The organism is Ureibacillus sp. 179-F W5.1 NHS (genome assembly GCF_045369345.1).
GTDB classification, from domain to species: domain Bacteria; phylum Bacillota; class Bacilli; order Bacillales_A; family Planococcaceae; genus Ureibacillus; species Ureibacillus halotolerans.
In genome coordinates this window covers 34,769-55,189 of the sequence record NZ_JBIQFG010000020.1, presented here as the reverse complement: position 1 = coordinate 55,189, position 20,421 = coordinate 34,769, and the positions used below count along the sequence as shown (strand labels likewise).

The window sequence follows — 20,421 nt, the reverse complement described above, 5'->3', positions numbered from 1 at the left end:
ACCTTTGTCGAAAAATATTTTTTTAACACGTGATCAATGGTTCAAACCGTTGGTACAACAACATTTATAGAGGGAGGTTAATTATGAAAAAAATCATTTTGACAGTAGGAACCCTATTATTACTATCAAGTTCTTTTGGTATTAGTACTAATGCTTCTACGCTACTTACAGAAACAACTTTCACTCCAAAGTCAAAAGTTACAGCAGCAATTGAGCAGAAGTTTTACGAAATTGAAATTAGTAGAACCAACTATTTAGACTTCCCAAATGCTATATGGTATAGCTCCGGTGGATATTCAGGATATCTATATTTTAGATCTTATATGAAGCATAAAAATGGACTATGGTATGGAACTTACAATGGGTACTTATTAAAAGGCCCTTTTGAAAGTAATTCAATTAAACCAGAAGTGAAATAATTGTAATTTAATTTAAATTAATAAGAGTATTTTCTCAAAAGTCATATAACATAAACTGCGGGATAGCCCTCTTTCTATTAAATTATATGTATCAAAAAAATAGGTGTAGAGAGAGCATTTTTCTTCTCTCCACCTATTTTTATATTTCCTTTCAATTGTTTATTCGTTATTTATTAATTTATTAATTTATTCTTCTGGATATTTCCCAGTATAATATTCCATTCCTTCTTCATCAGTAACAGTTCGCTCCCCAGTTTTTTTGAAAGTTAATGATAACCCATCAGCAGTAATGAAATACATGTCCTGTTGAGTTTTAATTTCTACATTTTTATATCTTTTTTCATAAAATTCACCTGGGACAGCATCATCAGACTCTAATAATTTATCGATACTTGTTTTGTTTTTAGATTCCGGATTATTATATGCAGCGTAAATCACAAGCTCATCATCAATTACTACAATCCTTTGACTGTTCCTTTCAAACCCTTCCCCTTCAAAATCACTTGCTTTTGCCTCATACTTAACTTCATCACTTTCTGTACACGCTATTAGAGTCAAAATTAAACTAATACTTAAAAATAATAATCCCAAAGTTTTTCTCATCATCTCACCCTCCTTTATTTAAATATTTATACGATTCAAAATATTGGAAGTTTCATTTATAAAAACAAATAGAACTTTAGACCTTTATATAGTTGTATACCATTTTTAAAACCAGAAAATCTAATTAAATATCCCTATAAAACAGTCGCACAATTCGTAAATAATAAATTTAATTGCTTTCTTTCAAGATAATTTGTAATATTCAACGAAAATACAATCGATAATAAGCTAATCATTACCTGTCCCTTGTATTCTGATGTGGAAAATCCCTAAAAATGTATATCTTTATATTTTATAAATGAATTTACATTAATGTATTACTGTTCTATAAATAAACGCCCTACTAAGAATCAAATGTATAAATACGATTCTTAGTAGGGCGTTACTCTTTGTCTCATTTATCTAGTTCTTTCCAAACTAATTCAACGGAACAGCAGGGATTATTTTATCCGCCTTTGGAATTGGTGTAGGGTAAAAGCCACCGTTTTCAGCACGATCATAAGTGTTTACGATTATATGCGATTCTTTATATTGTTCCCTTAGTAGTATTTCAAATTGTTTCGGAGTCATATTTGAAATACGATAATAAAATTTTTCTTTATTTTTTTCTTGAATGTACATGTGTACCCATATTCTTTACTAAGCTTCGTCATGATTTTTTCATAAGGGATTAGAGATAAATCAATATTGCATCATTCGTGTTAACAGTTGAAGTAGCAGTTGAACAAAATATAGATACAAGCAAGAAAGTTACTGCTATATGCAATATTTTCTTCATCTTTTTTCTCCTTCTATTATTAAAATTTATTCACCAAATAAAAGACAAAAAAGATTGGCCTGAACTCTTTTATATCAAAAATTCTATACTTCTCCAGCGAGATTAAGGCTAATATTGCTAGTCCAAATTGGTATGACAATCATCTATTTAAACAGTAAATATAAAATGACCGCTATAATAATTACCCCACTCGAAATTAAAGTTTTTATATCAGATGGTTTCATACTATTCCTCACATTTTTGCTAATTTTCAAATGACCAAAAAAATCACTTGTTATAGTCATTATACATCTACATAAATATGTACAAAATAATGATGTATATATTTATGTAGTTTTTTATTTTTTGTCCAAATATCTCTTTACATCTCTGTATTGGATTTATCGGTTGAATCTAATATGACAGGAGGAACATCTGCAAAAGTTTCTCCCTCTTCCTCTAAATCCCGAGTACGGTGGGCGATTCTTGATGCGGCACATGCGGCAATACTAGCAACTAAATCATCTAAAAAGGTGTGTACACCTTCACCGCTTTTCGTATCAAGTTTTTTTATAATGCCAATTTTATTTTTATCTAGATGACCATAGGTTGTTAATGCAATACTACCATAGGTCATCACCGAACCTAATGCCAATGTTTCATCTACCCCAAATAGACCTTCATCAGAAGCGATAATGGATTGTAATGGCTCTGACAGCAATTTCTTTTCAGCTAATATATCTAATTCAATTCCTACTAAGACTGAATGTTGTACTTCTCGTTTACATAATACTCGCTCTACGGAATCGATACAATGTTCTATTAATAACCCTTCATTATAAGGAGACTGCATTTTAAAAACAATTTCAGCTATGTCTTCTACTTTTACGCCACGTTTTTCTAACGCTTCCTTCGTTGCTTTTGTTACTTCTTTTGAAGGTACTCGAATATTTTTATCATGCATGGTTTTCATCCTCATTCCCATTTTTGTTTTTGTAAATTATTCTACTAGAAACCCATTCGATGACTTACAAACATAGTACACGTTGTGATTGGTTTATGATACAATTTCGATACACTTACGATTGAAGAGGAGGGCCCCTTCGTGAACAAAGGAACTATTAAAGATATTCCATTTTTCAGTAACGCATTACAAGAAGAAATCGAATTACTAATTTATGTGCCTGCAAACTATACACCACTAAATAAATATAACATTTTAATCGCATCCGACGGGAAAGATTACTTCCAATTAGGAGGGATTACTCGTCTGGCAGATCAATTATTGGATGATTATGAAATCGAAAATATGATAATTGTCGGAATCCCTTATAAAAACGTCGAAGATAGGAAAAATAAATATATTCCAACAGGAAAATACCATGAGGCCTACTTACGATTTTTAGCCCATGAATTAGTTCCTTATTTGGATAAAGAATATTCCACTTATCAGTTAGGTTCTTCAAGAGGACTTATTGGAGATTCTATGGCTGCGACAGTTTCTTTAATGGCTGCAATAAAATATCCTAATATATTTAGTAAAGCGATATTACAATCACCATATGTGGATGAACACGTTTTAAACACTGTAGAACAATCGAAAAATAGTAACACCATTTCCATTTATCATATTATTGGTAAAGAAGAAGATAAGGTATTAACAACCGATAAACAAATAAAAGATTTTTTAACACCTAATCGAAAACTCCATCAATTATTATTATCAAAAGGGTTCAAAACTTTTTATGAAGAGTTCGAAGGCAACCATACATGGAAATATTGGAAGCCAGATTTAAAGCGGGCATTAATTGAAAATTTCAGTTAATAATTATGCCCAAAAAATGTCTAAATATTTGAAATCTGTTATAATTCTTTTATAAATTAGAATTTTAGGGGGCAATGAACTATGAAATACGGTATCGTCGCATTTCCGTCAAAAAGATTGCAAGATTTAGCTAATACGTATCGAAAACGATACGATTCCCATTATTCCAAAATCACACCGCACATTACGTTAAAAGAAGCTTTTGAAGCCGATGATCATGAAATTAACCGAATTTCTCAAACTGTTGCTTCAATTGCACAAAATTATGGACCTTTAGCGATCCATGCATCACGTATCAGTTCTTTCTTCCCAACGACAAATGTTATTTATTTCAAAATAGAACCAACAGAGCAATTAAAAAATTTACATGAAGATATCCAACAACAATTAAATATCGGCCAACCGAAACATGTTTTTATTCCACATATCACCATAGCACAAGATTTAACTGAAACAGAACATGGTGATATTTTTGGTCAATTACGAATGGTTGGTGTCGATGAACAAGAAACAATTGACCGAATTCACCTAGTTTACCAATTAGAAGATGGTTCTTGGACTACTTACGAAACATTCCGTCTAACAGGAGCGAAATAGTATTATGTTTGAAGTAAAAACAGTAGAAAATGAAAAAGAGTTGGAATTAGCATTCGCCGTTAGAAGAAAAGTTTTCGTTGAAGAACAAGGTGTTCCTGAACATTTAGAGCTAGATGAACATGATGCTACAGCTATCCACTTCATTGTCAATGATGAAGATAAAACGATTGCAGCAGCTCGACTTCGCGAAATTGAAAGTCAAGTTGGAAAGGTTGAACGTGTTTGTGTATTACAACCATATAGAGGAAAGAAGCTTGGCCTTCTTATTATGAAAAAGGTAGAGGATTATGCAATCGCTAAAGGGTGGAAAAAACTTAAGTTAAATGCCCAAAGCTACGCTATTCCATTCTACGAAAAATTAAATTATGAAGTTACTTCTCCAGAATTTTTAGATGCAGGAATTCCCCATCGTGCTATGGAGAAAATGATAAAATAAAAGCAGTCACCTTTTGTTTTGCCTCTCTTATTGTTAGTACTTCTAACAATTAGGGGGCGAAGTAGGTGACTGCTTTTACGTTAGCCTAACATTTTTTGAATTTTACTTAAATCTAAAGATTTACCTTCTTGCATAATCGATTTTACAATTCGATCTTCTAATTCTTTCGATACAGGTTTATTTGCTAACTTGCTTACTTTTTTAATGATTTTACGAACTTGCTTCTCATTGGAAAAGTCTGCATGTTGAATTGCATTCGCAAGTGCAAATATTTCTTCCATATCTACACCTGTTTTGCTTTCAATTTGTTTGAAAAAAGGGTTTTGCATTTAACTCCCCTCCTTACATATAACACTTACCTACGATAATTAATAAAATAAATAATACTACAATTAATACAAATGCAGATCCTTTATATCCTTTGCCATCCCCCATATCATATGCAGGACTTACTTGACTGGAACCACAATAATTAAAATCATAAGTTGGATTTACTTGCCCTCCACATTTATGACACATCAAAAAAAATCCCTCCTTTCTCCTTTGTATACTATGTCGGTATACAAAGAGAAGGAGGGTTATTTGTCTAATTTGCTTTACCTTTTGGTTTAAAAATTAACGCTGCAATAAAACCGAATACAATTGCAGCACTTATACCGGAACTTGTTACTTCAAACATTCCTGTTAATACACCAACCCAACCGTGCCGTTCTGCTTCAGCTAAAGCACCGTGGGTTAAGGAATTCCCGAAGGACGTAATCGGAATAGTTGCTCCTGCACCTGCAAAGTCGATTAACGGTTCATATAAACCGAGTCCATCTAAAACGGCACCTACTACAACTAATATTGATAATGTGTGGCCGGGTGTTAATTTGAAAACATCCATTAATAATTGGCCAATAACACAAATGAATCCACCAACAATAAATGCAATTAAAAAGTTAAAAAAAAGCATTTCTCTCGCCTCACTCCATCGTTATTTCGATTGCATGCGCAGTACAAGGTATTGTCTCCCCTTGTTGAAATGACATTGGAGAGAGTAGAGCGCCTGTCGCAACTAGTAATACTTTTTTATAACGTCCTATTTTAAGTTGCTGTTCAATATAGCTAAAAAATACGGATGCTGAACACCCAGCGCCACTAGCTCCAGCTTGAAACGTCTTATCATCACCGTAAAACTCTGCTCCAGCATCCCTTAATATATCTAAATCTTCCTGTTTGGCACCCGTTTGAGCAAACATCGCTTTTAAAATTTTTAATCCTATCTTCCCTAAATCTCCAGTCATGATCAGATCATAATCCGTTATTTTTTGATGACGTTTTTTCAAATGGGAAGTAATCGTGTCATAAGCTGCAGGCGCCATTGCTCCTCCCATATGAAACGGACTTACTTCACCATAGTCAACTACTTTCCCTACTGTCCCCGCTACAATCGAAGGATATTTAGGATTATGTTTTCCAACAAGGGCATAACCTGCTGCCGTTACTGTCCATTGAGAAGTGGCAGGTTTTTGAGCACCATAATCAATTGGATAACGAAATTGTCGTTCAATAGAATTATGTTGACTCGAAGCTCCTGCTATAGCCAGCTCCGAAGCTCCTAGCTCCGTAAGTAGACTGGCAATAATAACAGAAGAGATAGATGTAGCACATGCTGAAAACAATCCAATAAAGGAAATAGCCAGTTCTCGAGCTGCAAAATTGGTAGGTGTCATTTGATTGACTAAATCTCCACTTAAAAAGAAATCCACATCTAAATTGTTTATATTGGCTTTTTTCATTAGAATGTCACAAGCTTCTTGAATCATTTGAGAGTGACCTTGTTCATTCGTCTTTTGTCCCCATCTTTCATCTTCAATGACAGAGTCAAAAAATGAATAAAATACACTCTTTCTTTCAACTGGCCCTGCTACGGCTCCACAAGCAAGAATTGATGGTTTTGATGGGAATAAAATTACCATTCTAGCACGCCCACCGATACTAAAATAAGTTTAATAAGAGCTACAAAAAAAGCGGAAGCGACACCAAATAAAATAACAGAGCCAGCTAATTTAAACATATTGCTTCCTACACCAAGAACAAATCCTTCTGTTCGCCCTTCGATTGCAGCTGAAATAACCGCATTACCGAATCCTGTTACCGGTACTGCACTACCAGCCCCTGCAAATTGACCAAGTTTCCGATATAAACCTAATCCAGTTAATATCATAGCTATAAAAACCATCGTTGCTACTGTCGCATTACCAGCAGTTTGTTCTGTAAAATTAAAAAAGATTACATATAAATAAGTAATTGCTTGTCCAATCGTACAAATAATACCTCCAACAAAAAAGGCTTTTAGCACATTTTTAAAGTACGGAGTAGGAGGAGTCATTTGTTGCTCCAACTGTTGATATTCTTGCGGATCCATTTATGTTTCCTCCTTTGCTAAATCTTTCAACTTTTTAATTTCATCCGCCATTTTTTTCTCATTCTCTTCCTCTAAAAGCTTCTGGGATTCCCAATGCAATTTGTAATCTGAGGATACAAGAACTTTTAAATCGGGGTATTTTTCTTCAATTTCCTTTTGAAGTCTTTTTTCTACTTTTTGTTCTTTAAATCCGAGCCAAGGATTTACTTGAATGGAAACTAATAATTCATCTTTAACAAAAATAGCCGTTGCTGAATATATTTCTTCCTGATTACGTATCGATTCCTCAATTTCAACTCGTTTCTCCTCATCAGCAGCTAAATCTGTTACTTGAATAGTTTGTTCATTTGAACATCCGATTAAAAAAAATGGGACAAATAAAAGTGATGCCAATTTTTTCAAAATTCAACCCCCTTTTTAACCCATTATGCTCATGAAAAAGCGAATTTATTCAGTGCGTCCAATTAGGTAAAAGGGTAATTTTTTTCATAAAAATGGTGAGGAATTTTAAACGCCTATAAACTATCGCCCGGTTTTCCTTTTCAAAATGACATATTGTAGATTGAAGCTATGATAAAGTGAGGTGAAATGATAATGGGTTGTGGAAGAAATAATAATATCGGTGGCACATCACATCATCATGAAGGGTGTGTTTGTGAAGTTGTAAAAACAATATTAGATATACAAAATCAAGCAGTAAACGACGACTGTGACGGCTGTGGCACAAGCTGCTTCTTAGAACCACTAGGTGGTCTTGCTTTCCCATCAAGACAACAAGCAGATACTCGAGTATTCATGTTATTAAATACAAATGGCTTACCGTTCTTTGCATGGTATAAATCAAAATTAGGTGGAATGCATCCATCACCATTCTTCAGAGTGGAAGATGCCTTTGATTGCTGTGCTACATTACGTGTAGTTGCTCCAGTTGATATGTCTGAAGGTGACGAAGTAAGTTTATTAAATGAAGATGAAACAGGATTATCTTTATGTTTAATCCCAGACGTATGCGACTTCAAGAAAACAGAAACTTGTTTAACAGTAGATCTTTCAGCATTTGCAGGAGTTCAATGTATTAAAGATACAAACTTACACATTTGTGACTAACATGAAAAAAAGAAGTCGGCAAATCCAATAGGATTTGCCGACTTTTATTAATATTTTGTAGAAATCGATACAATATCTGTTCCATTAATGACTTCCACATTTTCATTAACTTTCATCTTCACTTGATAGCCATCAAATTCTTCAATCACACCAATTACTTTTTCGTTATTTCGTAAATTTAATACGAGAACACGTCCACTTTTCTTTCTAACTGGCTGACAAAAATAATAAAGCTGTTTTGCAATGACCGAATTTGTTTTCTCTGATCGAGAAATTTCATAGACAGAAGTACTTTCTTCAAAAAACTGTTGCGTTTCTTCCTTATCCAACTCGATATAATAAAACGGCGGAGTTGGAATAAACAATAAAGGTTCTTCCATTTTACACATCCTTTTTTACTTATAAATATGCAAAATGAAATTTTTCGTGAATCACGCCACCTCCATTGTTAAAGTTAACTCAACTGTCCTAAAAATGTTGTAGCTAATCCTAGGTAGATTAATATACTCGTTACGTCATTAAGGGTTGTGATAAAAGGACCTGAAGCGACAGCAGGGTCTACTCCAAGCTTATGAATTAATAATGGAATAAAGGAACCGGCAATCGTAGCAACTAATATTGAACAACTGATAGCCGCCCCTACTAATAACCCAACAACTAACGTATGTTTCCATACGAAAATAATCCCGACGACAATTAACCCACAAACAATTCCTGTTATTAATCCTGTTAGCACTTCCCGAAGCAACATCTTCATTTTACTTTTTTCATCAATTTCGCCTGTTGCTATACCGCGCACGGCTACAGCTAATGCTTGTGTCCCACTATTCCCTGAAGTACCGGAAATGAGCGGAATAAATAAAGCGAGTAAAGCAACTTTATCTAACGTTTCTTCAAACTGACCCATTAAAGTTGCCGTTATCATTCCTAAAAACAGTAGCATAATGAGCCAAGGCAATCGTTTTGTTGCCGCTTTAAAGGGACTTGCTTCAATATCGTCAATATCCGTTACACCAGCTAGCTTTGAATAATCGTCGGAAGCCTCTTCATCGATAACGTCGATAATATCATCGACTGTAATAATCCCTATTAATTTATTTGACTCATTTACAACCGGAATGGCAAGGAAGTTATAGTCTTTCATAATTTGCGCGATGTCTTCTTGGTCATCAGAAACTTTTACATAGACAACACGTTCGTTCATAATATCTTTAATTAACGTATCTTCGTCGGAAATAATTAAATCACGTAACGAAATAACGCCTGTTAAACAATGATTTTCATCCACAACAAATACATAATAAATCGTCTCCGCATTCGGTGCTTCATTACGAAGAACCGTCATGGCTGAACGTACAGTGGAATTTTCAAGTATCGAAACGTATTCCTTCGTCATAATGGCACCAGCAGTATATTCCTCATATGCTAGGAGCTCATTAATTTCTTCAACCGTTTCACTATCCATAATTTCTAAATAGCTTTCACGGTGTTCATCATCTAATTCATTTAAAACGTCCACCGCATCATCGGTATACATATAAGAAAGCATTTCTGCCCCATATACAGTGTCCATTTCTTTTAAAAATTGTTCATATTCTTCATCTTCTAATTCAATTGCTTCAAAGATTAAAGCCATTTCTTGAGGAGACAAGAATTGATAGATTGTTTTACGTATGTCAGGTCCAACCTTCTCATAAAATTGTGCCTGATCATATGGATGAAGTTCTAAAAAGCTTTCACGGAAACTTTCAATATTACCTTCCAGTAAATATTGACGTAACTCTTCTACATTATATAGTTCTTCATTTTTATTTTGTTGTTGCTCTACCATACATGTCCCCTCCTCTCAAGTTATTATAATAGGTGGATTTTGCTTCTACGTAAACCTATTTTTAAAACATCATAATATTTTTATAATTCCATCAGAAAAATAAAAGATGTTCGAGTACTCGAACATCTTCAACTTTCATGATTCAATAACCGTGCCATCGATTCAAGTATTTCACTGGAAAAATGTAAATTCTCTCCTGTTAATGGATGGTTCATTTCAAGTAAAACGCAATGAAGGGCTTGTCTATTATACAGCTCTCGACTTCCTCCATATAGCTCATCTCCAACTAAAGGATGACCAAGATAAGCCATATGGACACGTATTTGATGGGTTCTTCCGGTATGAAGCTTTAACCTTACATGGGTAATCGGCTCTCCATTTTTCATATACCCTCTTTTTAAGACTTTAACATCGGTTCGGGAATATTGACCATCATGTCGAACTTCCCTTTCTATAATACTTGTCTCTTTTCGTCCGATTGGGGCTTCAACAATTTGCTCATCTAATACGACATGACCGTGGACCATCGCTTCGTATTGTTTATTGATCATCTTATTCCTTTGTTGTAGCCCCATCAAATGATGAATATGGCGATGTTTTGCAATGCACAGTAACCCGGAAGTGTCTCGGTCAAGTCTTGTAACAATATGTACAGTAGAAGGAATACCTTGCCCTTCAAAGTAACCACTCACCATATTGGCAATACTACCTGTTGGTTGTTCCCGAGATGGGATTGTATTCATAAAGGGAGGCTTATTTAAAATAAGCAATGCCTCATCTTCATAGACAATATTCAATTTTCCGTATTCTACAATTAATCCACTACTTACTTTTTCTTCTGGAAAAATAATTGTAATTTGATCGCCCTTTTTTAAAACATAACGAACAGTTTGCTCCACACCGTTAACATGGATCGTACCACCATTAAATTTAATCGATGTTAAAGCTTTTCTAGAAATACCTTGGCGACTAATGGCATCCCGCAAAAGTTGGCCATCTACTTCCGCTTGGAATTGTAATTGAAATCTTTTTCCCATATGTTCTCCTCATTATTCATTCGACACGAATGAATCATGTACCCTCTCCCAAAATGGAAATGGACGGAATCGGGCAAATCGTACTTTTTCGTTTGCTACTTTGAAAGTAACGCATTTTAAATCATCCTGGATGAGATGGATATGATCAATTGTCATCGTAAATTGTTGGTCTTTTACCGGCTTTAACGTGCAACTATGATGGGCAGGTAACACAAGGGAAGATCCAACGGTACGGAAAACGCGATTATTAATCGAAGCCATTTCCGTTATTTGAAATGCTTGCAAAGTCGGGTGAATAATTGCTCCACCTAACGCTTTATTGTATGCCGTACTTCCTGAAGGAGTTGAAACACAAAGGCCATCTCCACGGAATCGCTCAAATTGATTCCCATTAAGTTCAATATCCATTACTAACGTAACATCCGGAGATTTGATTGTTGCCTCATTTAAAGCTAAATAATTTGCAGTTTCGGCGTGATGGGTATGGACTTGCACTTCCAACAAAGGATATTCCACAACATTGAACTCATTTTTCGCTATTGATAATACTAATTTCTCTAACTCTGACGGTTTCCAGTCAGCATAAAAACCAAGATGACCTGTATGAATCCCAACAAAGGCAACTTCATTTAGACGATGGGAATGGCGATGGAAGGCATGCAATAGCGTCCCATCTCCACCAATGGAAATAACAATTTCCGGCTCTTCATCATCTAAGACAAGTCCAAAATCTTGTAAATACGTTTTGGCAAGTTCCATTAATTCATTCGATTGAGAATCTCTGCGTGATTGAATAGAAAATTTCAATTTACTCACGCTCCTTTCCCTCATTAGTTGATCGTATTTTTGGATTGATTGCTTCTTTAATCTCACTGAAGTAAACTTGAGCTTCCTGAATTTCACTACGAATCGAAGACATTTCTTCATCTAATTTAAAAGCTGCTTCCGCCGCGTTTTGTAATCGATATTTAATTTCTTCTGGGAATATTCCCTTATATTTATAGTTTAATGAATGTTCAATGGAAGCCCAAAAATTCATAGCAAGGGTACGAATTTGAATTTCTGCTAATACTTCCACTTTGCCAGTTATCGTCTCTACCGGATACTCCACAATCATATGATAAGATCGATAGCCGCTCGGTTTACTATGTGTAATATAGTCTTTTTCTTCAATTACTTTCAAATCATCCCGTTGACGAATTAAATTTACTACCGTTGAAATATCATCAACAAACTGGCACATAATTCGTAGCCCTGCGATATCTTGTAATTCGGTAGCCAATTGTTGAGAAGGTTCAAAGGCTATTCCTTTTTCCAGGGTTTTATCGTATATACTAGCTAATGGCTTTACCCGACCTGTCACAAATTCAATTGGAGAAGTTGATCCCGTAATTCCAAATTGTGAACGCATCCCTTTTAATTTAATTTTCAATTCATCTACAGCCTGTTTGTACGGACTTAGAAATGTACCCCATGGTACCATAGAAGACTCCCCCCAACGCAAAGACAGCATTATTTCTGGCTTATGATTCATTTTTTAGGCTTTGCAAATGATTTTGTTTACCTACTATTCACCAATTAAAATTTCTTTAAAAATTTTTTCTACAGTACCAACAAACTCATTTCCGTAATTATCATTTCCTTCAATATTGAAAAGAAGGGAATGCAATTCTTCCGTAAAGTTGGTTAATTTAATTTTTTCATCTTTCACCATTAAATAAGGATCACGGTTTAGCTTCACTAATTGAACAAGTTCTGACCAAAATTTTTGAGGAATTTGTACGTAGCTATACCCATCCCCCTCTTCAACTAAATAAATAAAAGCGAGGTTATCCGAATCTGCAAGAACTTGTCCAGCAGGTTCAATTTGTATTCTATTTAGACTTTCGTTTAAACTAAAGTGTAAATCGTTATGTAAGTATTGACATTTCTCTATTTTATAAAGGTTTCGCATTATGTAACTTCCCTTCACCACTTATCTTTTCATATTTTAACATAGCCCCCTCCATTTCGAGAAAAAGAATGTGGAAAATTACATATTTAGAAAGGAAAAAATGATGAATCAACAATTTGAAATTGAATTTAAAAATGTACTAACAAAAGAACAATATGAAAACTTATTAAAAAAATTCCAAGTAGAAGAAAAAATGATTGTCCGTCAAACGAATCATTACTTTGATACTCCCCAATTTCATTTAAAAGCATTATCTTCTGGATTGCGGATTCGCCAAACAAAAAATAAAACTGTTGTCACATTAAAAGAAAAAACAGCAGAAAACATTCACCTAGAAACAACGGAAGAAATTACTGAGGAGCAAGCTCGTAATATGCTTCAAGGAAATGGATTTGTTGCCGACAAAGTAAAGGAACAATTAAATCGATTGAACATTCCCATTGAAGAATTAAAATTATTCGGTTCATTAACGACAGACCGTGTGGAAATTAATTACAAAGGTGGAACTCTTGTATTTGACCACTCTTTCTATTTGCAGTGTGATGATTATGAGGTAGAATATGAAACAGATAATGAAATCGAAGGAAAAGAAATTTTCCAGAACTTTTTAGAAGAAAATCAAATCGCTATTCAAGCGGCAGATAAAAAAATCGCCCGCTTTATGAAAGCTTTAAATGATAGGAAGGGTTGAAGCGGATTGGAAATATCATCAATGAAGAAGTTACTTGAACTTCAAGCAATTCAATCATTTGGTAACATATCAAACGTTCAATCGTTATCGGATGGCAATTCCATCTTTACACAATTATTGGAAGAAATGATGCTGACTTCATCCACTTCCATAAATAGCTCAGAAAATTTACTTGGCTATTATGCAAGCATACAAAATGAACCTACAACGAATTTAATAGATAATAATTACTTATCAAATTTTGCCTATAACAGTGATGCCCAATATTTATCTCCTTATTACAACGAATTAATTCAAGACGTTGATAACAATCTATTTACAAACCATATAAATAAAGATTATGTTAATTCGACAGGTTACAAAAATGTATTAGCTGGTGCTGAAGCATATGCTGATATTATTGCACAGGCATCTGAATTATATGGAGTGCCTGAAAAACTAATTGCATCAGTTATTAAGCAAGAATCAAACTTTAATGAAAAGGCGGTTAGTTCCGCTGGCGCTACAGGCTTAATGCAACTAATGCCAGGCACAGCTAGATACCTCGGTGTAGAAGATCCAACTGACCCTGTCCAAAATATTATGGGTGGAACAAAATATTTAAGTCAAATGTTAAATAAATTTGATCAGAACGTTGAACTTGCTTTAGCAGCATACAATGCGGGACCAGGGAATGTAACGAAATATGACGGCATTCCACCATTTAAAGAAACTATACATTATGTTAATAACGTATTAGGATATTACAAGGCGTAATAGGTTTACAGTCATTCTTTCAATCTATTTTCCCCTCATATATGCGATTTGTTTGTGAAAAAGGGATTACGTTGTTAGAATATAACTAACACCTTTTGATAAAGGTTACTAACGATAGCTATTTTGGCTTAATTACTTTTGTTGTCAATTGATTATACGGTATGCAATACGCAGATATTTCATTACGTATACTTATAAAAGAAGTAAAGGAGTACACCTATGAATCGAAAATATACGATTCCTTACGAGGAAATTGGTGCTGAAAAACTTTCTGACCTCCTTCACGCTTTTTATAAACGTGTTGCGAAGCATCCACAGTTAAAACCGATCTTCCCAGAAGATTTAACTGAAACTATTAGAAAACAAATTCAATTTCAGACCCAGTACTTAGGTGGGCCAAATCTATATACAGAAGAACACGGTCATCCGATGTTAAGAGCTCGTCATATACCTTTTAAAATTACACCAGATCGTGCACAAGCTTGGTTGGAATGTATGAAAGAGGCGATGGATGAAGTCGGATTGGAAGGCAAATTCCGTGAAGTCTATTATCAACGACTTGTCTTAACGGCTAATCATATGATTAATTCGCCAAATGAAGATGAGGAGGAGTTTGAATGAATAATGTCCAATTATTATCGAAACCTGCCGCACCTTCTATTACAAAACCAATAGAATTATATATTTTTCTCGATCCACTTTGTAAAAAGGCATTAACAATGCAAACGATGCTACGAAAGTTAACTGTAGAGTATGAACATTATTTTACTTGGCGTTATATTTTAAGTACAAAGCTAGCCTCTTTAAATACGCTAAGTCGTCGTACAAAGGGATGCATGACTGGTGCCGAATTGGACATTACCCATCCAGCACTCCCATCTATTGCGATTAAAGCAGCGGAACTTCAAGGTAAAAAAGCTGCGACTCGCTATTTATTAAAGCTACAAGAACATGCGTTATTAAAAACGAAAAATGTAACTTCCTATTCTGCGTTAATTGAAATTGCAAAAGAATCAAATATCGATTTTGATGAATTCATTTCCGATTTCGGTTCGAAGGAAGCAGCAAGAGCCTTTCAATGTGATTTGCATATAACCCATGAGATGGAAGTTGACGAAATTCCAACAATTGTTTTCTTTAATGAATGTATTGAAGATGAGGGATTAAAAGTTAGTGGAATGTATGCCTATGAAGTTTATGTTCAAATTTTACAAGAGATGATCAATGAAGAAATCACTTGTAATCCCCTTCCTACCTTTGATGAATTGTTTAATCGCTTCCATATACTAACGACTAGTGATGTGGCAGAAATTTATTCAATTTCTCATCAAGAAGCAGAACGAGAATTAAAAAAACGAATGCTTCAGCAAAAAATTGAACGCCTAGCAAACGATGATGTAACGTTATGGCGCAAAAAATGTATTCAATAGAGCACTTATTATTTCATCTATTATTCTATTAATAGACAGAGACTTTCATTGTCTTTGTCTTTTTTTATTGGAATTATATGAACAAAATAAAAGAGGCGTCATTATCCTTCTACAAGAATAATGACGCCTCTTTTCACAAAGGGGATGGGAGAAATGTTCACGTTCAAACAAAGGGGTGTATGTTTGTTATGTGATTTATTTCACGTATTTACTTTATCACGGAAAGATAAGGGATGCAACGAAACTACAGTTGTTTCACAAAATCGTCAAATAGTAAACGTTTTCAATGGTTTCCATCCTCTCCGAAGGCAGTTTTAAATGAAAATTATATTAATGGAAAAGGATATTTTCATAGATTTTTTACAAAAAAATGGTGCCACACTTTAATGTGTAGCACCAACAAGATTCGTTTTATTTACTTTTTTAATAAAAGGCTTTCTAATTCATTTAATTTTTCTTCAAATACTTTACATGCATCTTGAATAGGCTTTGGAGACTCCATATCCACACCTGCTGCTTTTAATACTTCTATTGGGAAGTTGGAACAACCAGCTTTTAAGAAATTGTTAATATAACGATCTACAGCAGGTTCCCCTTCTTCTAAAATTTGTTTGCTTAAGGCAGTGGCAGCACTTTGTCCAGTTGCATATTGGTAAACATAATAGTTCATGTAGAAATGAGGAATTCTTGCCCATTCCAATGCAATTTCTTCATCGACTGTCATGTCATCGCCGAAATATTGTTTATTTAAGTCATAATAAATTTCATTTAGTCGTTCAGCTGTAATGGCTTCCCCGTTACGATCCAATTCATGAACAATATGCTCAAATTCAGCAAACATTGTTTGACGGAAAACGGTACTGCGGAATCCATCTAACCAATGATTTAATAAATAAATTTTATGCTGCGGATCTTCTGTAGTTTTTAATAAATAATCAAATAATAATTCTTCATTACATGTTGATGCTACTTCCGCAACGAAAATAGAGTAAGAAGCATAAGGATATGGTTGATTTTGACGCGTATAGAAACTGTGCATACTATGACCAAATTCATGGGCTAACGTAAATAAATTATCTAAGTTATTTTGCCAATTCATTAAAATATATGGATTTGTTCCATAAGTACCAGAAGAGTATGCCCCGCTACGTTTCCCTTTATTTTCAAGTACATCTACCCAACGGCTTTCCAATCCTTTTTGAACATTCGATTGATATTCTTCACCTAGTGGTTCAAAGCTTTTCACCATAATGTCTTTTGCTTTTTCATAAGGCATTTCAATTTTCACTTCTTTTACAAGCGGTGTAAATAGATCATACATATGCAACTCTTCAACACCTAAAACTTGTTTACGTAATGACACGTAACGATGAAGAACAGGTAAAAATTCATGAATGGTCGAAATTAATTGATCGTACACTTTCTCAGGAATATAATTATTGCTCATTGCCGCATGTCTAGCAGAATTATATTGTCGTACTCTAGCACTAACGTTATGGGTTTTTACATTCCCAGCTAAAGTAGAAGCAAAAGTATTTTTAAACTTACCGTAAGTATCGTACATTGCTTTAAAAGCATTTTTTCGCACTTCTCGGTTATCACTTTCTAGAAACGTTATATAATTGCCGTGGGTTAATTGAATTTCTTCCCCTTCATCATTTTTTACAGTAGGAAATTCTAAATCCGCATTATTTAATGCACTAAACGTATTTCTTGAGGAACCTGTCACCTCTCCAAGTTGGGCAAGCAGCTCTTCCTTATCTGCTGTAAGAATATGTGGACGTTGTAAATTGAGTTCCGTTAACATTTGATTATATAAACTTAACGGCTCATACTCACGAATATATTGTTGAATCGTTTCTTCTTCCATCGATAATATTTCTGGTGTTACGAAGGACCATGCAGCAGATAGCTTCGCACCTAAAGAACGAACTCGACTATCCATCGCTTGATACTTTCCATTCGTCGTATCTTGGTCATGTTTTAAATGGCTATAAACATAAAGTCTTCCAAAGCGTTCGGATAATTTATCGCTAAACTGTAAAGTGTCATATAAATTTTTTGCACTTTCTGCTACTTTTCCTTTATATTGATCCGCCTCTGGTAGTATTTTTTCAATTTCCTTAAATTCCTGTTCCCATGCCTCGTCTGAAGGAAAAATCCCTTCTAAGTCCCATGTTAATTCAACAGGTACTTCTTCTCGTGTTAACACTTTTTTTGCCATGTAATGACCTCCCATACCATTTATTTCGTAAATCGAATTACAAATCCATTTTCTCAATATTTAGTTTTTATTGCAAGAAAATGACTATATAACTGATAAAATAATTCTTCGTAATGAATTGATTGCCGATAATGCTCAATTGATAGAGACTCGAGTATTTTACAATAATCACGGACAACCGATATGGCAAAATTCGTTTCAGGTAACTTTGCCCATTTTATAAATTGTAGAATGACGGTTTGATTAATTTGGGCTAATGATTTTTTTGTGACGTGCAAAAAATAAAAAAGGGCTGCTTGCCATTCTAATGGAGATACTTTTAAATGTTCACTTCCATGAATCGGTATGCCGATGTAGTTAGGGAGAGTTTGTCCATTTAAACGAAGTTCATAAAGGCTTCTTAAAAGTAAATGATGTACCCCCTTTTTATTAACGAATAAAACTGATTGTAAATAATTATGCTTCACACGATTAAATAAAATGAAATATTGTTTAAACTCCTGTTCGGTTAATTGTTTAGGTATATAAAAGGGAAACTGCTGTTTCATTCGGGGAATCACTTGTACTTTGGAAATAAAACGATTGCCATATAGATGCATGAGATTAGTCATATAAAGAAATTGTCGCACTATTGGATTGTACTCCATAATATAAGAATGTCGGTCAACAGTCATCTTAAATAGTTGGAGTTGTTTATTTAAAGATATTATTTGTATTCCTTTTTGATAACTTTTATTAGGTGTTTTCGGAATCCAAAAAGGTACAATCCCGTTACTTTTATAGCCGAAATTTCGCTCCTTCAATCGTTGTAAAGTTATTGGACTGCATTGAAATTCAATGGCAAAGCGTCTATTTTCTTTTTCTATTAGTAAATCTGGTCGTTGTTTTAATTCGGATAGGTAAGGTTCTATTTCAACCTGTAATCCAAGATAATGGAATAATTGATATAACTGTTCTTTTCCTAACAAATGCTGTTCTGACTCTCTTTCAGAAAAGCGATGCTCACATTCTTTTTTGGAATAATGGGCAAAATGGGGAATTTTAAAAGTACCAATTTTCAATAGAAGGGGCTCTTTACATTGGGGACAATAAAATCTTTCCATTTGTCTGAGTTGCTTTAATGTTGTTTTCGGTATGCTTGAATTCAGTACAAATCGTTTATTTTGCTCAGTGTAAGCTACAAGCATTGTTTACCTCCCTTTTTTATTATTTTAAAAAAGGAGCAGAGATGTTTTCAACAATTCCACTAGTAAAGTCTTCAAAATAAAAATTTCCAATGCTACTTCTTTTGTAAGAAGCAAAAAAAGAGATGCCTTGAAAAAGACACCTCGTTTTATTTTATCCAAAATATTGAATTACAGTTTCAAAACAATCTTCTGGCATGATTGCTTCACCATATTCTTGTAATCGATAAATCGAAATTTTCGAGCTACCTAAATATTCATTAATAATGGAACGAATATTTTGGCGTTCAACTTTTTCAGTGATATTTGAAAAATCAATCGCTACATAATAGTATTTTTCAAATTTGAATAAAGAAGATTGTAATCCGAATGGAAGCAAACGATTTGCTACAGGAATAATTTCATCAATATCTTTAAATTTGTAAATAGAGATATGATTTGTTCCTTGATGATTTACTTCTTCTTCTTCAAAGGAATCAAAAATGGATTCATCTAAATTTTTGTTATGGGCAGCATCTCGATGTTCCTCAAAACTTGATAATAATGAATTGGATTCACCATCTGAATTTATATTAGCACGAGTTACAATCACTTCAAGACCATGTTCAGAAGCATTCACATGTATCCAAATTGGTCCATCAAGATCAAAGTAATCTTCTGTATTGATCTCTCCAATCATATCCCAGAAAAGTTCTTCCCCTTTTGCTCTGTTATACCAAATCTCCTCACGACTATAACCACGATCTTCAATATCACGATAAGTAATGAAGAGTTTAATTGTGTTTTCGTTTACGCGTTCGATGTCCATTAGACTCAACTCCCTTCACAGTCATTCGTTGAAAAACAAAGAAAGCGTTCTTAGTATGTTTTGTATTGTACAGTTTTAACCTGACAATTCAAAAACTTACGACCAGTAATACAATGCAATTTTTGCTACAGAACAAAACGGTTTTTATTTATATCTATGCTTTATTCTATAACTCTATTGTATGATTACCTATTTAAAATGAAAAGAAAAAAACACTGTTCAAATAAAATAATTTGAATATTGAAATTGTAGTTGACTATACAGATGAAATCAAGTATAACGATTTGAAAAATGAATTAAAATTTTCCTTTTTTTCTACTTTATAAAATAGAATTAGATATATAAATAAAAA

General features: G+C 33.9%; 27 protein-coding genes. 9 read left to right on the top strand and 18 right to left on the bottom strand.

Annotation, left to right across the window (positions count from 1 at the left end; translation table 11 throughout):
- Positions 1–83: 83 nt before the first annotated feature.
- Positions 84–419, top strand: a complete 336-nt coding sequence (locus ACH0B5_RS10550; RefSeq protein ID WP_122973366.1) for a hypothetical protein — start codon at positions 84–86, stop codon at positions 417–419.
- Between the two features lie 186 nt (positions 420–605).
- On the opposite strand, the gene ACH0B5_RS10545 is transcribed toward ACH0B5_RS10550, so the two are convergent.
- The 3 genes from ACH0B5_RS10545 to ACH0B5_RS10535 all read right to left on the bottom strand — a co-directional run bounded on the left by ACH0B5_RS10545 (position 606) and on the right by ACH0B5_RS10535 (position 2,743).
- A complete protein-coding gene (locus ACH0B5_RS10545) occupies positions 606–1,022 on the bottom strand; it encodes a hypothetical protein (RefSeq protein ID WP_122973367.1) in 417 nt (138 codons plus the stop codon).
- Between the two features lie 417 nt (positions 1,023–1,439).
- Positions 1,440–1,643, bottom strand: a complete 204-nt coding sequence (locus ACH0B5_RS10540; protein WP_122973368.1) for a hypothetical protein — start codon at positions 1,641–1,643, stop codon at positions 1,440–1,442.
- A 518-nt stretch (positions 1,644–2,161) separates the two neighbouring features.
- Positions 2,162–2,743, bottom strand: a complete 582-nt coding sequence (locus ACH0B5_RS10535) for a phosphatidylglycerophosphatase A family protein (RefSeq protein WP_122973369.1) — start codon at positions 2,741–2,743, stop codon at positions 2,162–2,164.
- A gap of 141 nt (positions 2,744–2,884) precedes the next feature.
- On the opposite strand from ACH0B5_RS10535, the gene ACH0B5_RS10530 reads away from it, so the two are divergent.
- The 3 genes from ACH0B5_RS10530 to ACH0B5_RS10520 all read left to right on the top strand — a co-directional run bounded on the left by ACH0B5_RS10530 (position 2,885) and on the right by ACH0B5_RS10520 (position 4,637).
- Positions 2,885–3,604: an alpha/beta hydrolase gene (locus ACH0B5_RS10530; protein ID WP_122973370.1), complete on the top strand. Its 720-nt coding sequence runs from the start codon at positions 2,885–2,887 to the stop codon at positions 3,602–3,604.
- An 81-nt stretch (positions 3,605–3,685) separates the two neighbouring features.
- Positions 3,686–4,201 (top strand): YjcG family protein, encoded by a 516-nt coding sequence (locus tag ACH0B5_RS10525; RefSeq protein WP_122973371.1) that lies wholly within the window; start codon positions 3,686–3,688, stop codon positions 4,199–4,201.
- A 4-nt stretch (positions 4,202–4,205) separates the two neighbouring features.
- Positions 4,206–4,637: a GNAT family N-acetyltransferase gene (locus ACH0B5_RS10520; protein WP_341361827.1), complete on the top strand. Its 432-nt coding sequence runs from the start codon at positions 4,206–4,208 to the stop codon at positions 4,635–4,637.
- Positions 4,638–4,717: 80 nt separating this feature from the next.
- On the opposite strand, the gene ACH0B5_RS10515 is transcribed toward ACH0B5_RS10520, so the two are convergent.
- The 6 genes from ACH0B5_RS10515 to ACH0B5_RS10490 all read right to left on the bottom strand — a co-directional run bounded on the left by ACH0B5_RS10515 (position 4,718) and on the right by ACH0B5_RS10490 (position 7,449).
- Positions 4,718–4,966, bottom strand: a complete 249-nt coding sequence (locus ACH0B5_RS10515) for a stage VI sporulation protein F (RefSeq protein WP_122973373.1) — start codon at positions 4,964–4,966, stop codon at positions 4,718–4,720.
- A 13-nt stretch (positions 4,967–4,979) separates the two neighbouring features.
- The gene (locus ACH0B5_RS10510; protein ID WP_174232710.1) at positions 4,980–5,156 is read right to left on the bottom strand and encodes a YjcZ family sporulation protein; all 177 of its coding nucleotides are present in this window, start codon (positions 5,154–5,156) and stop codon (positions 4,980–4,982) included.
- Positions 5,157–5,223: 67 nt separating this feature from the next.
- Positions 5,224–5,592 (bottom strand): stage V sporulation protein AE, encoded by a 369-nt coding sequence (spoVAE, locus tag ACH0B5_RS10505; RefSeq protein ID WP_122973374.1) that lies wholly within the window; start codon positions 5,590–5,592, stop codon positions 5,224–5,226.
- A 10-nt stretch (positions 5,593–5,602) separates the two neighbouring features.
- Positions 5,603–6,598 carry a beta-ketoacyl-[acyl-carrier-protein] synthase family protein gene (locus ACH0B5_RS10500; protein WP_122973375.1) on the bottom strand — a complete coding sequence of 332 codons (996 nt, stop codon included), beginning with the start codon at positions 6,596–6,598 and terminating at the stop codon, positions 5,603–5,605.
- Positions 6,592–7,047 (bottom strand): stage V sporulation protein AC, encoded by a 456-nt coding sequence (gene spoVAC / locus ACH0B5_RS10495; protein ID WP_341361826.1) that lies wholly within the window; start codon positions 7,045–7,047, stop codon positions 6,592–6,594. The genes ACH0B5_RS10500 and spoVAC overlap by 7 nt, the downstream gene beginning before the upstream one ends.
- Positions 7,048–7,449: a hypothetical protein gene (locus tag ACH0B5_RS10490; protein WP_122973377.1), complete on the bottom strand. Its 402-nt coding sequence runs from the start codon at positions 7,447–7,449 to the stop codon at positions 7,048–7,050. It lies immediately after the preceding gene.
- Between the two features lie 192 nt (positions 7,450–7,641).
- Here ACH0B5_RS10490 and ACH0B5_RS10485 point away from each other — a divergent pair, with 192 nt between their 5' ends.
- Positions 7,642–8,154 carry a CotY/CotZ family spore coat protein gene (locus tag ACH0B5_RS10485; RefSeq protein ID WP_122973378.1) on the top strand — a complete coding sequence of 171 codons (513 nt, stop codon included), beginning with the start codon at positions 7,642–7,644 and terminating at the stop codon, positions 8,152–8,154.
- Between the two features lie 47 nt (positions 8,155–8,201).
- On the opposite strand, the gene ACH0B5_RS10480 is transcribed toward ACH0B5_RS10485, so the two are convergent.
- The 6 genes from ACH0B5_RS10480 to ACH0B5_RS10455 all read right to left on the bottom strand — a co-directional run bounded on the left by ACH0B5_RS10480 (position 8,202) and on the right by ACH0B5_RS10455 (position 12,976).
- Complete coding sequence (locus ACH0B5_RS10480; protein WP_122970996.1) at positions 8,202–8,534, bottom strand: 4-diphosphocytidyl-2C-methyl-D-erythritol kinase; 333 nt, start codon at positions 8,532–8,534, stop codon at positions 8,202–8,204.
- Positions 8,535–8,608: 74 nt separating this feature from the next.
- Entirely contained in the window at positions 8,609–9,985 is a 1,377-nt protein-coding gene (mgtE, locus tag ACH0B5_RS10475; protein WP_122970997.1) for a magnesium transporter, read from the bottom strand.
- Between the two features lie 128 nt (positions 9,986–10,113).
- Positions 10,114–11,022 (bottom strand): RluA family pseudouridine synthase, encoded by a 909-nt coding sequence (locus ACH0B5_RS10470; protein WP_122970998.1) that lies wholly within the window; start codon positions 11,020–11,022, stop codon positions 10,114–10,116.
- A gap of 12 nt (positions 11,023–11,034) precedes the next feature.
- Positions 11,035–11,829, bottom strand: a complete 795-nt coding sequence (locus ACH0B5_RS10465) for an NAD kinase (RefSeq protein ID WP_241559269.1) — start codon at positions 11,827–11,829, stop codon at positions 11,035–11,037.
- A 1-nt stretch (position 11,830) separates the two neighbouring features.
- A complete protein-coding gene (gene yjbM / locus ACH0B5_RS10460; RefSeq protein ID WP_122971000.1) occupies positions 11,831–12,505 on the bottom strand; it encodes a GTP diphosphokinase in 675 nt (224 codons plus the stop codon).
- Between the two features lie 84 nt (positions 12,506–12,589).
- The gene (locus tag ACH0B5_RS10455) at positions 12,590–12,976 is read right to left on the bottom strand and encodes a UPF0738 family protein (protein WP_122971001.1); all 387 of its coding nucleotides are present in this window, start codon (positions 12,974–12,976) and stop codon (positions 12,590–12,592) included.
- A 100-nt stretch (positions 12,977–13,076) separates the two neighbouring features.
- On the opposite strand from ACH0B5_RS10455, the gene ACH0B5_RS10450 reads away from it, so the two are divergent.
- From ACH0B5_RS10450 to ACH0B5_RS10435, 4 genes are all read left to right on the top strand, one after another.
- Positions 13,077–13,667: a CYTH domain-containing protein gene (locus tag ACH0B5_RS10450; RefSeq protein ID WP_338322884.1), complete on the top strand. Its 591-nt coding sequence runs from the start codon at positions 13,077–13,079 to the stop codon at positions 13,665–13,667.
- 21 nt (positions 13,668–13,688) lie between these two features.
- On the top strand, positions 13,689–14,423 hold the full coding sequence (locus ACH0B5_RS10445) for a lytic transglycosylase domain-containing protein (RefSeq protein ID WP_122971003.1): 735 nt from the start codon (positions 13,689–13,691) through the stop codon (positions 14,421–14,423).
- Between the two features lie 219 nt (positions 14,424–14,642).
- The gene (locus tag ACH0B5_RS10440; protein ID WP_122971004.1) at positions 14,643–15,044 is read left to right on the top strand and encodes a globin domain-containing protein; all 402 of its coding nucleotides are present in this window, start codon (positions 14,643–14,645) and stop codon (positions 15,042–15,044) included.
- On the top strand, positions 15,041–15,853 hold the full coding sequence (locus tag ACH0B5_RS10435; protein ID WP_122971005.1) for a DsbA family protein: 813 nt from the start codon (positions 15,041–15,043) through the stop codon (positions 15,851–15,853). The genes ACH0B5_RS10440 and ACH0B5_RS10435 overlap by 4 nt, the downstream gene beginning before the upstream one ends.
- A gap of 415 nt (positions 15,854–16,268) precedes the next feature.
- Here ACH0B5_RS10435 and pepF read toward each other — a convergent pair whose 3' ends face one another.
- From pepF to mecA, 3 genes are all read right to left on the bottom strand, one after another.
- The gene (gene pepF, locus ACH0B5_RS10430; protein ID WP_406927799.1) at positions 16,269–18,077 is read right to left on the bottom strand and encodes an oligoendopeptidase F; all 1,809 of its coding nucleotides are present in this window, start codon (positions 18,075–18,077) and stop codon (positions 16,269–16,271) included.
- A 53-nt stretch (positions 18,078–18,130) separates the two neighbouring features.
- Complete coding sequence (locus ACH0B5_RS10425; protein WP_122971007.1) at positions 18,131–19,264, bottom strand: competence protein CoiA; 1,134 nt, start codon at positions 19,262–19,264, stop codon at positions 18,131–18,133.
- A gap of 151 nt (positions 19,265–19,415) precedes the next feature.
- A complete protein-coding gene (gene mecA, locus ACH0B5_RS10420; RefSeq protein WP_122971008.1) occupies positions 19,416–20,069 on the bottom strand; it encodes an adaptor protein MecA in 654 nt (217 codons plus the stop codon).
- Positions 20,070–20,421: the final 352 nt, after the last annotated feature.

Coding starts and splice junctions, on each gene's coding strand:
- ACH0B5_RS10550 (WP_122973366.1), top strand. CDS start 84: ATGAAAAAAATCATTTTGACAGTAGGAACCCTATTATTACTATCAAGT.
- ACH0B5_RS10545 (WP_122973367.1), bottom strand. CDS start 1,022: ATGAGAAAAACTTTGGGATTATTATTTTTAAGTATTAGTTTAATTTTG.
- ACH0B5_RS10540 (WP_122973368.1), bottom strand. CDS start 1,643: ATGTACATTCAAGAAAAAAATAAAGAAAAATTTTATTATCGTATTTCA.
- ACH0B5_RS10535 (WP_122973369.1), bottom strand. CDS start 2,743: ATGCATGATAAAAATATTCGAGTACCTTCAAAAGAAGTAACAAAAGCA.
- ACH0B5_RS10525 (WP_122973371.1), top strand. CDS start 3,686: ATGAAATACGGTATCGTCGCATTTCCGTCAAAAAGATTGCAAGATTTA.
- ACH0B5_RS10520 (WP_341361827.1), top strand. CDS start 4,206: ATGTTTGAAGTAAAAACAGTAGAAAATGAAAAAGAGTTGGAATTAGCA.
- ACH0B5_RS10515 (WP_122973373.1), bottom strand. CDS start 4,966: ATGCAAAACCCTTTTTTCAAACAAATTGAAAGCAAAACAGGTGTAGAT.
- ACH0B5_RS10510 (WP_174232710.1), bottom strand. CDS start 5,156: ATGTGTCATAAATGTGGAGGGCAAGTAAATCCAACTTATGATTTTAAT.
- spoVAE (WP_122973374.1), bottom strand. CDS start 5,592: ATGCTTTTTTTTAACTTTTTAATTGCATTTATTGTTGGTGGATTCATT.
- ACH0B5_RS10500 (WP_122973375.1), bottom strand. CDS start 6,598: ATGGTAATTTTATTCCCATCAAAACCATCAATTCTTGCTTGTGGAGCC.
- spoVAC (WP_341361826.1), bottom strand. CDS start 7,047: ATGGATCCGCAAGAATATCAACAGTTGGAGCAACAAATGACTCCTCCT.
- ACH0B5_RS10485 (WP_122973378.1), top strand. CDS start 7,642: ATGGGTTGTGGAAGAAATAATAATATCGGTGGCACATCACATCATCAT.
- ACH0B5_RS10480 (WP_122970996.1), bottom strand. CDS start 8,534: ATGGAAGAACCTTTATTGTTTATTCCAACTCCGCCGTTTTATTATATC.
- mgtE (WP_122970997.1), bottom strand. CDS start 9,985: ATGGTAGAGCAACAACAAAATAAAAATGAAGAACTATATAATGTAGAA.
- ACH0B5_RS10470 (WP_122970998.1), bottom strand. CDS start 11,022: ATGGGAAAAAGATTTCAATTACAATTCCAAGCGGAAGTAGATGGCCAA.
- yjbM (WP_122971000.1), bottom strand. CDS start 12,505: ATGGTACCATGGGGTACATTTCTAAGTCCGTACAAACAGGCTGTAGAT.
- ACH0B5_RS10455 (WP_122971001.1), bottom strand. CDS start 12,976: ATGCGAAACCTTTATAAAATAGAGAAATGTCAATACTTACATAACGAT.
- ACH0B5_RS10450 (WP_338322884.1), top strand. CDS start 13,077: ATGATGAATCAACAATTTGAAATTGAATTTAAAAATGTACTAACAAAA.
- ACH0B5_RS10445 (WP_122971003.1), top strand. CDS start 13,689: ATGAAGAAGTTACTTGAACTTCAAGCAATTCAATCATTTGGTAACATA.
- ACH0B5_RS10440 (WP_122971004.1), top strand. CDS start 14,643: ATGAATCGAAAATATACGATTCCTTACGAGGAAATTGGTGCTGAAAAA.
- ACH0B5_RS10435 (WP_122971005.1), top strand. CDS start 15,041: ATGAATAATGTCCAATTATTATCGAAACCTGCCGCACCTTCTATTACA.
- pepF (WP_406927799.1), bottom strand. CDS start 18,077: ATGGCAAAAAAAGTGTTAACACGAGAAGAAGTACCTGTTGAATTAACA.
- ACH0B5_RS10425 (WP_122971007.1), bottom strand. CDS start 19,264: ATGCTTGTAGCTTACACTGAGCAAAATAAACGATTTGTACTGAATTCA.
- mecA (WP_122971008.1), bottom strand. CDS start 20,069: ATGGACATCGAACGCGTAAACGAAAACACAATTAAACTCTTCATTACT.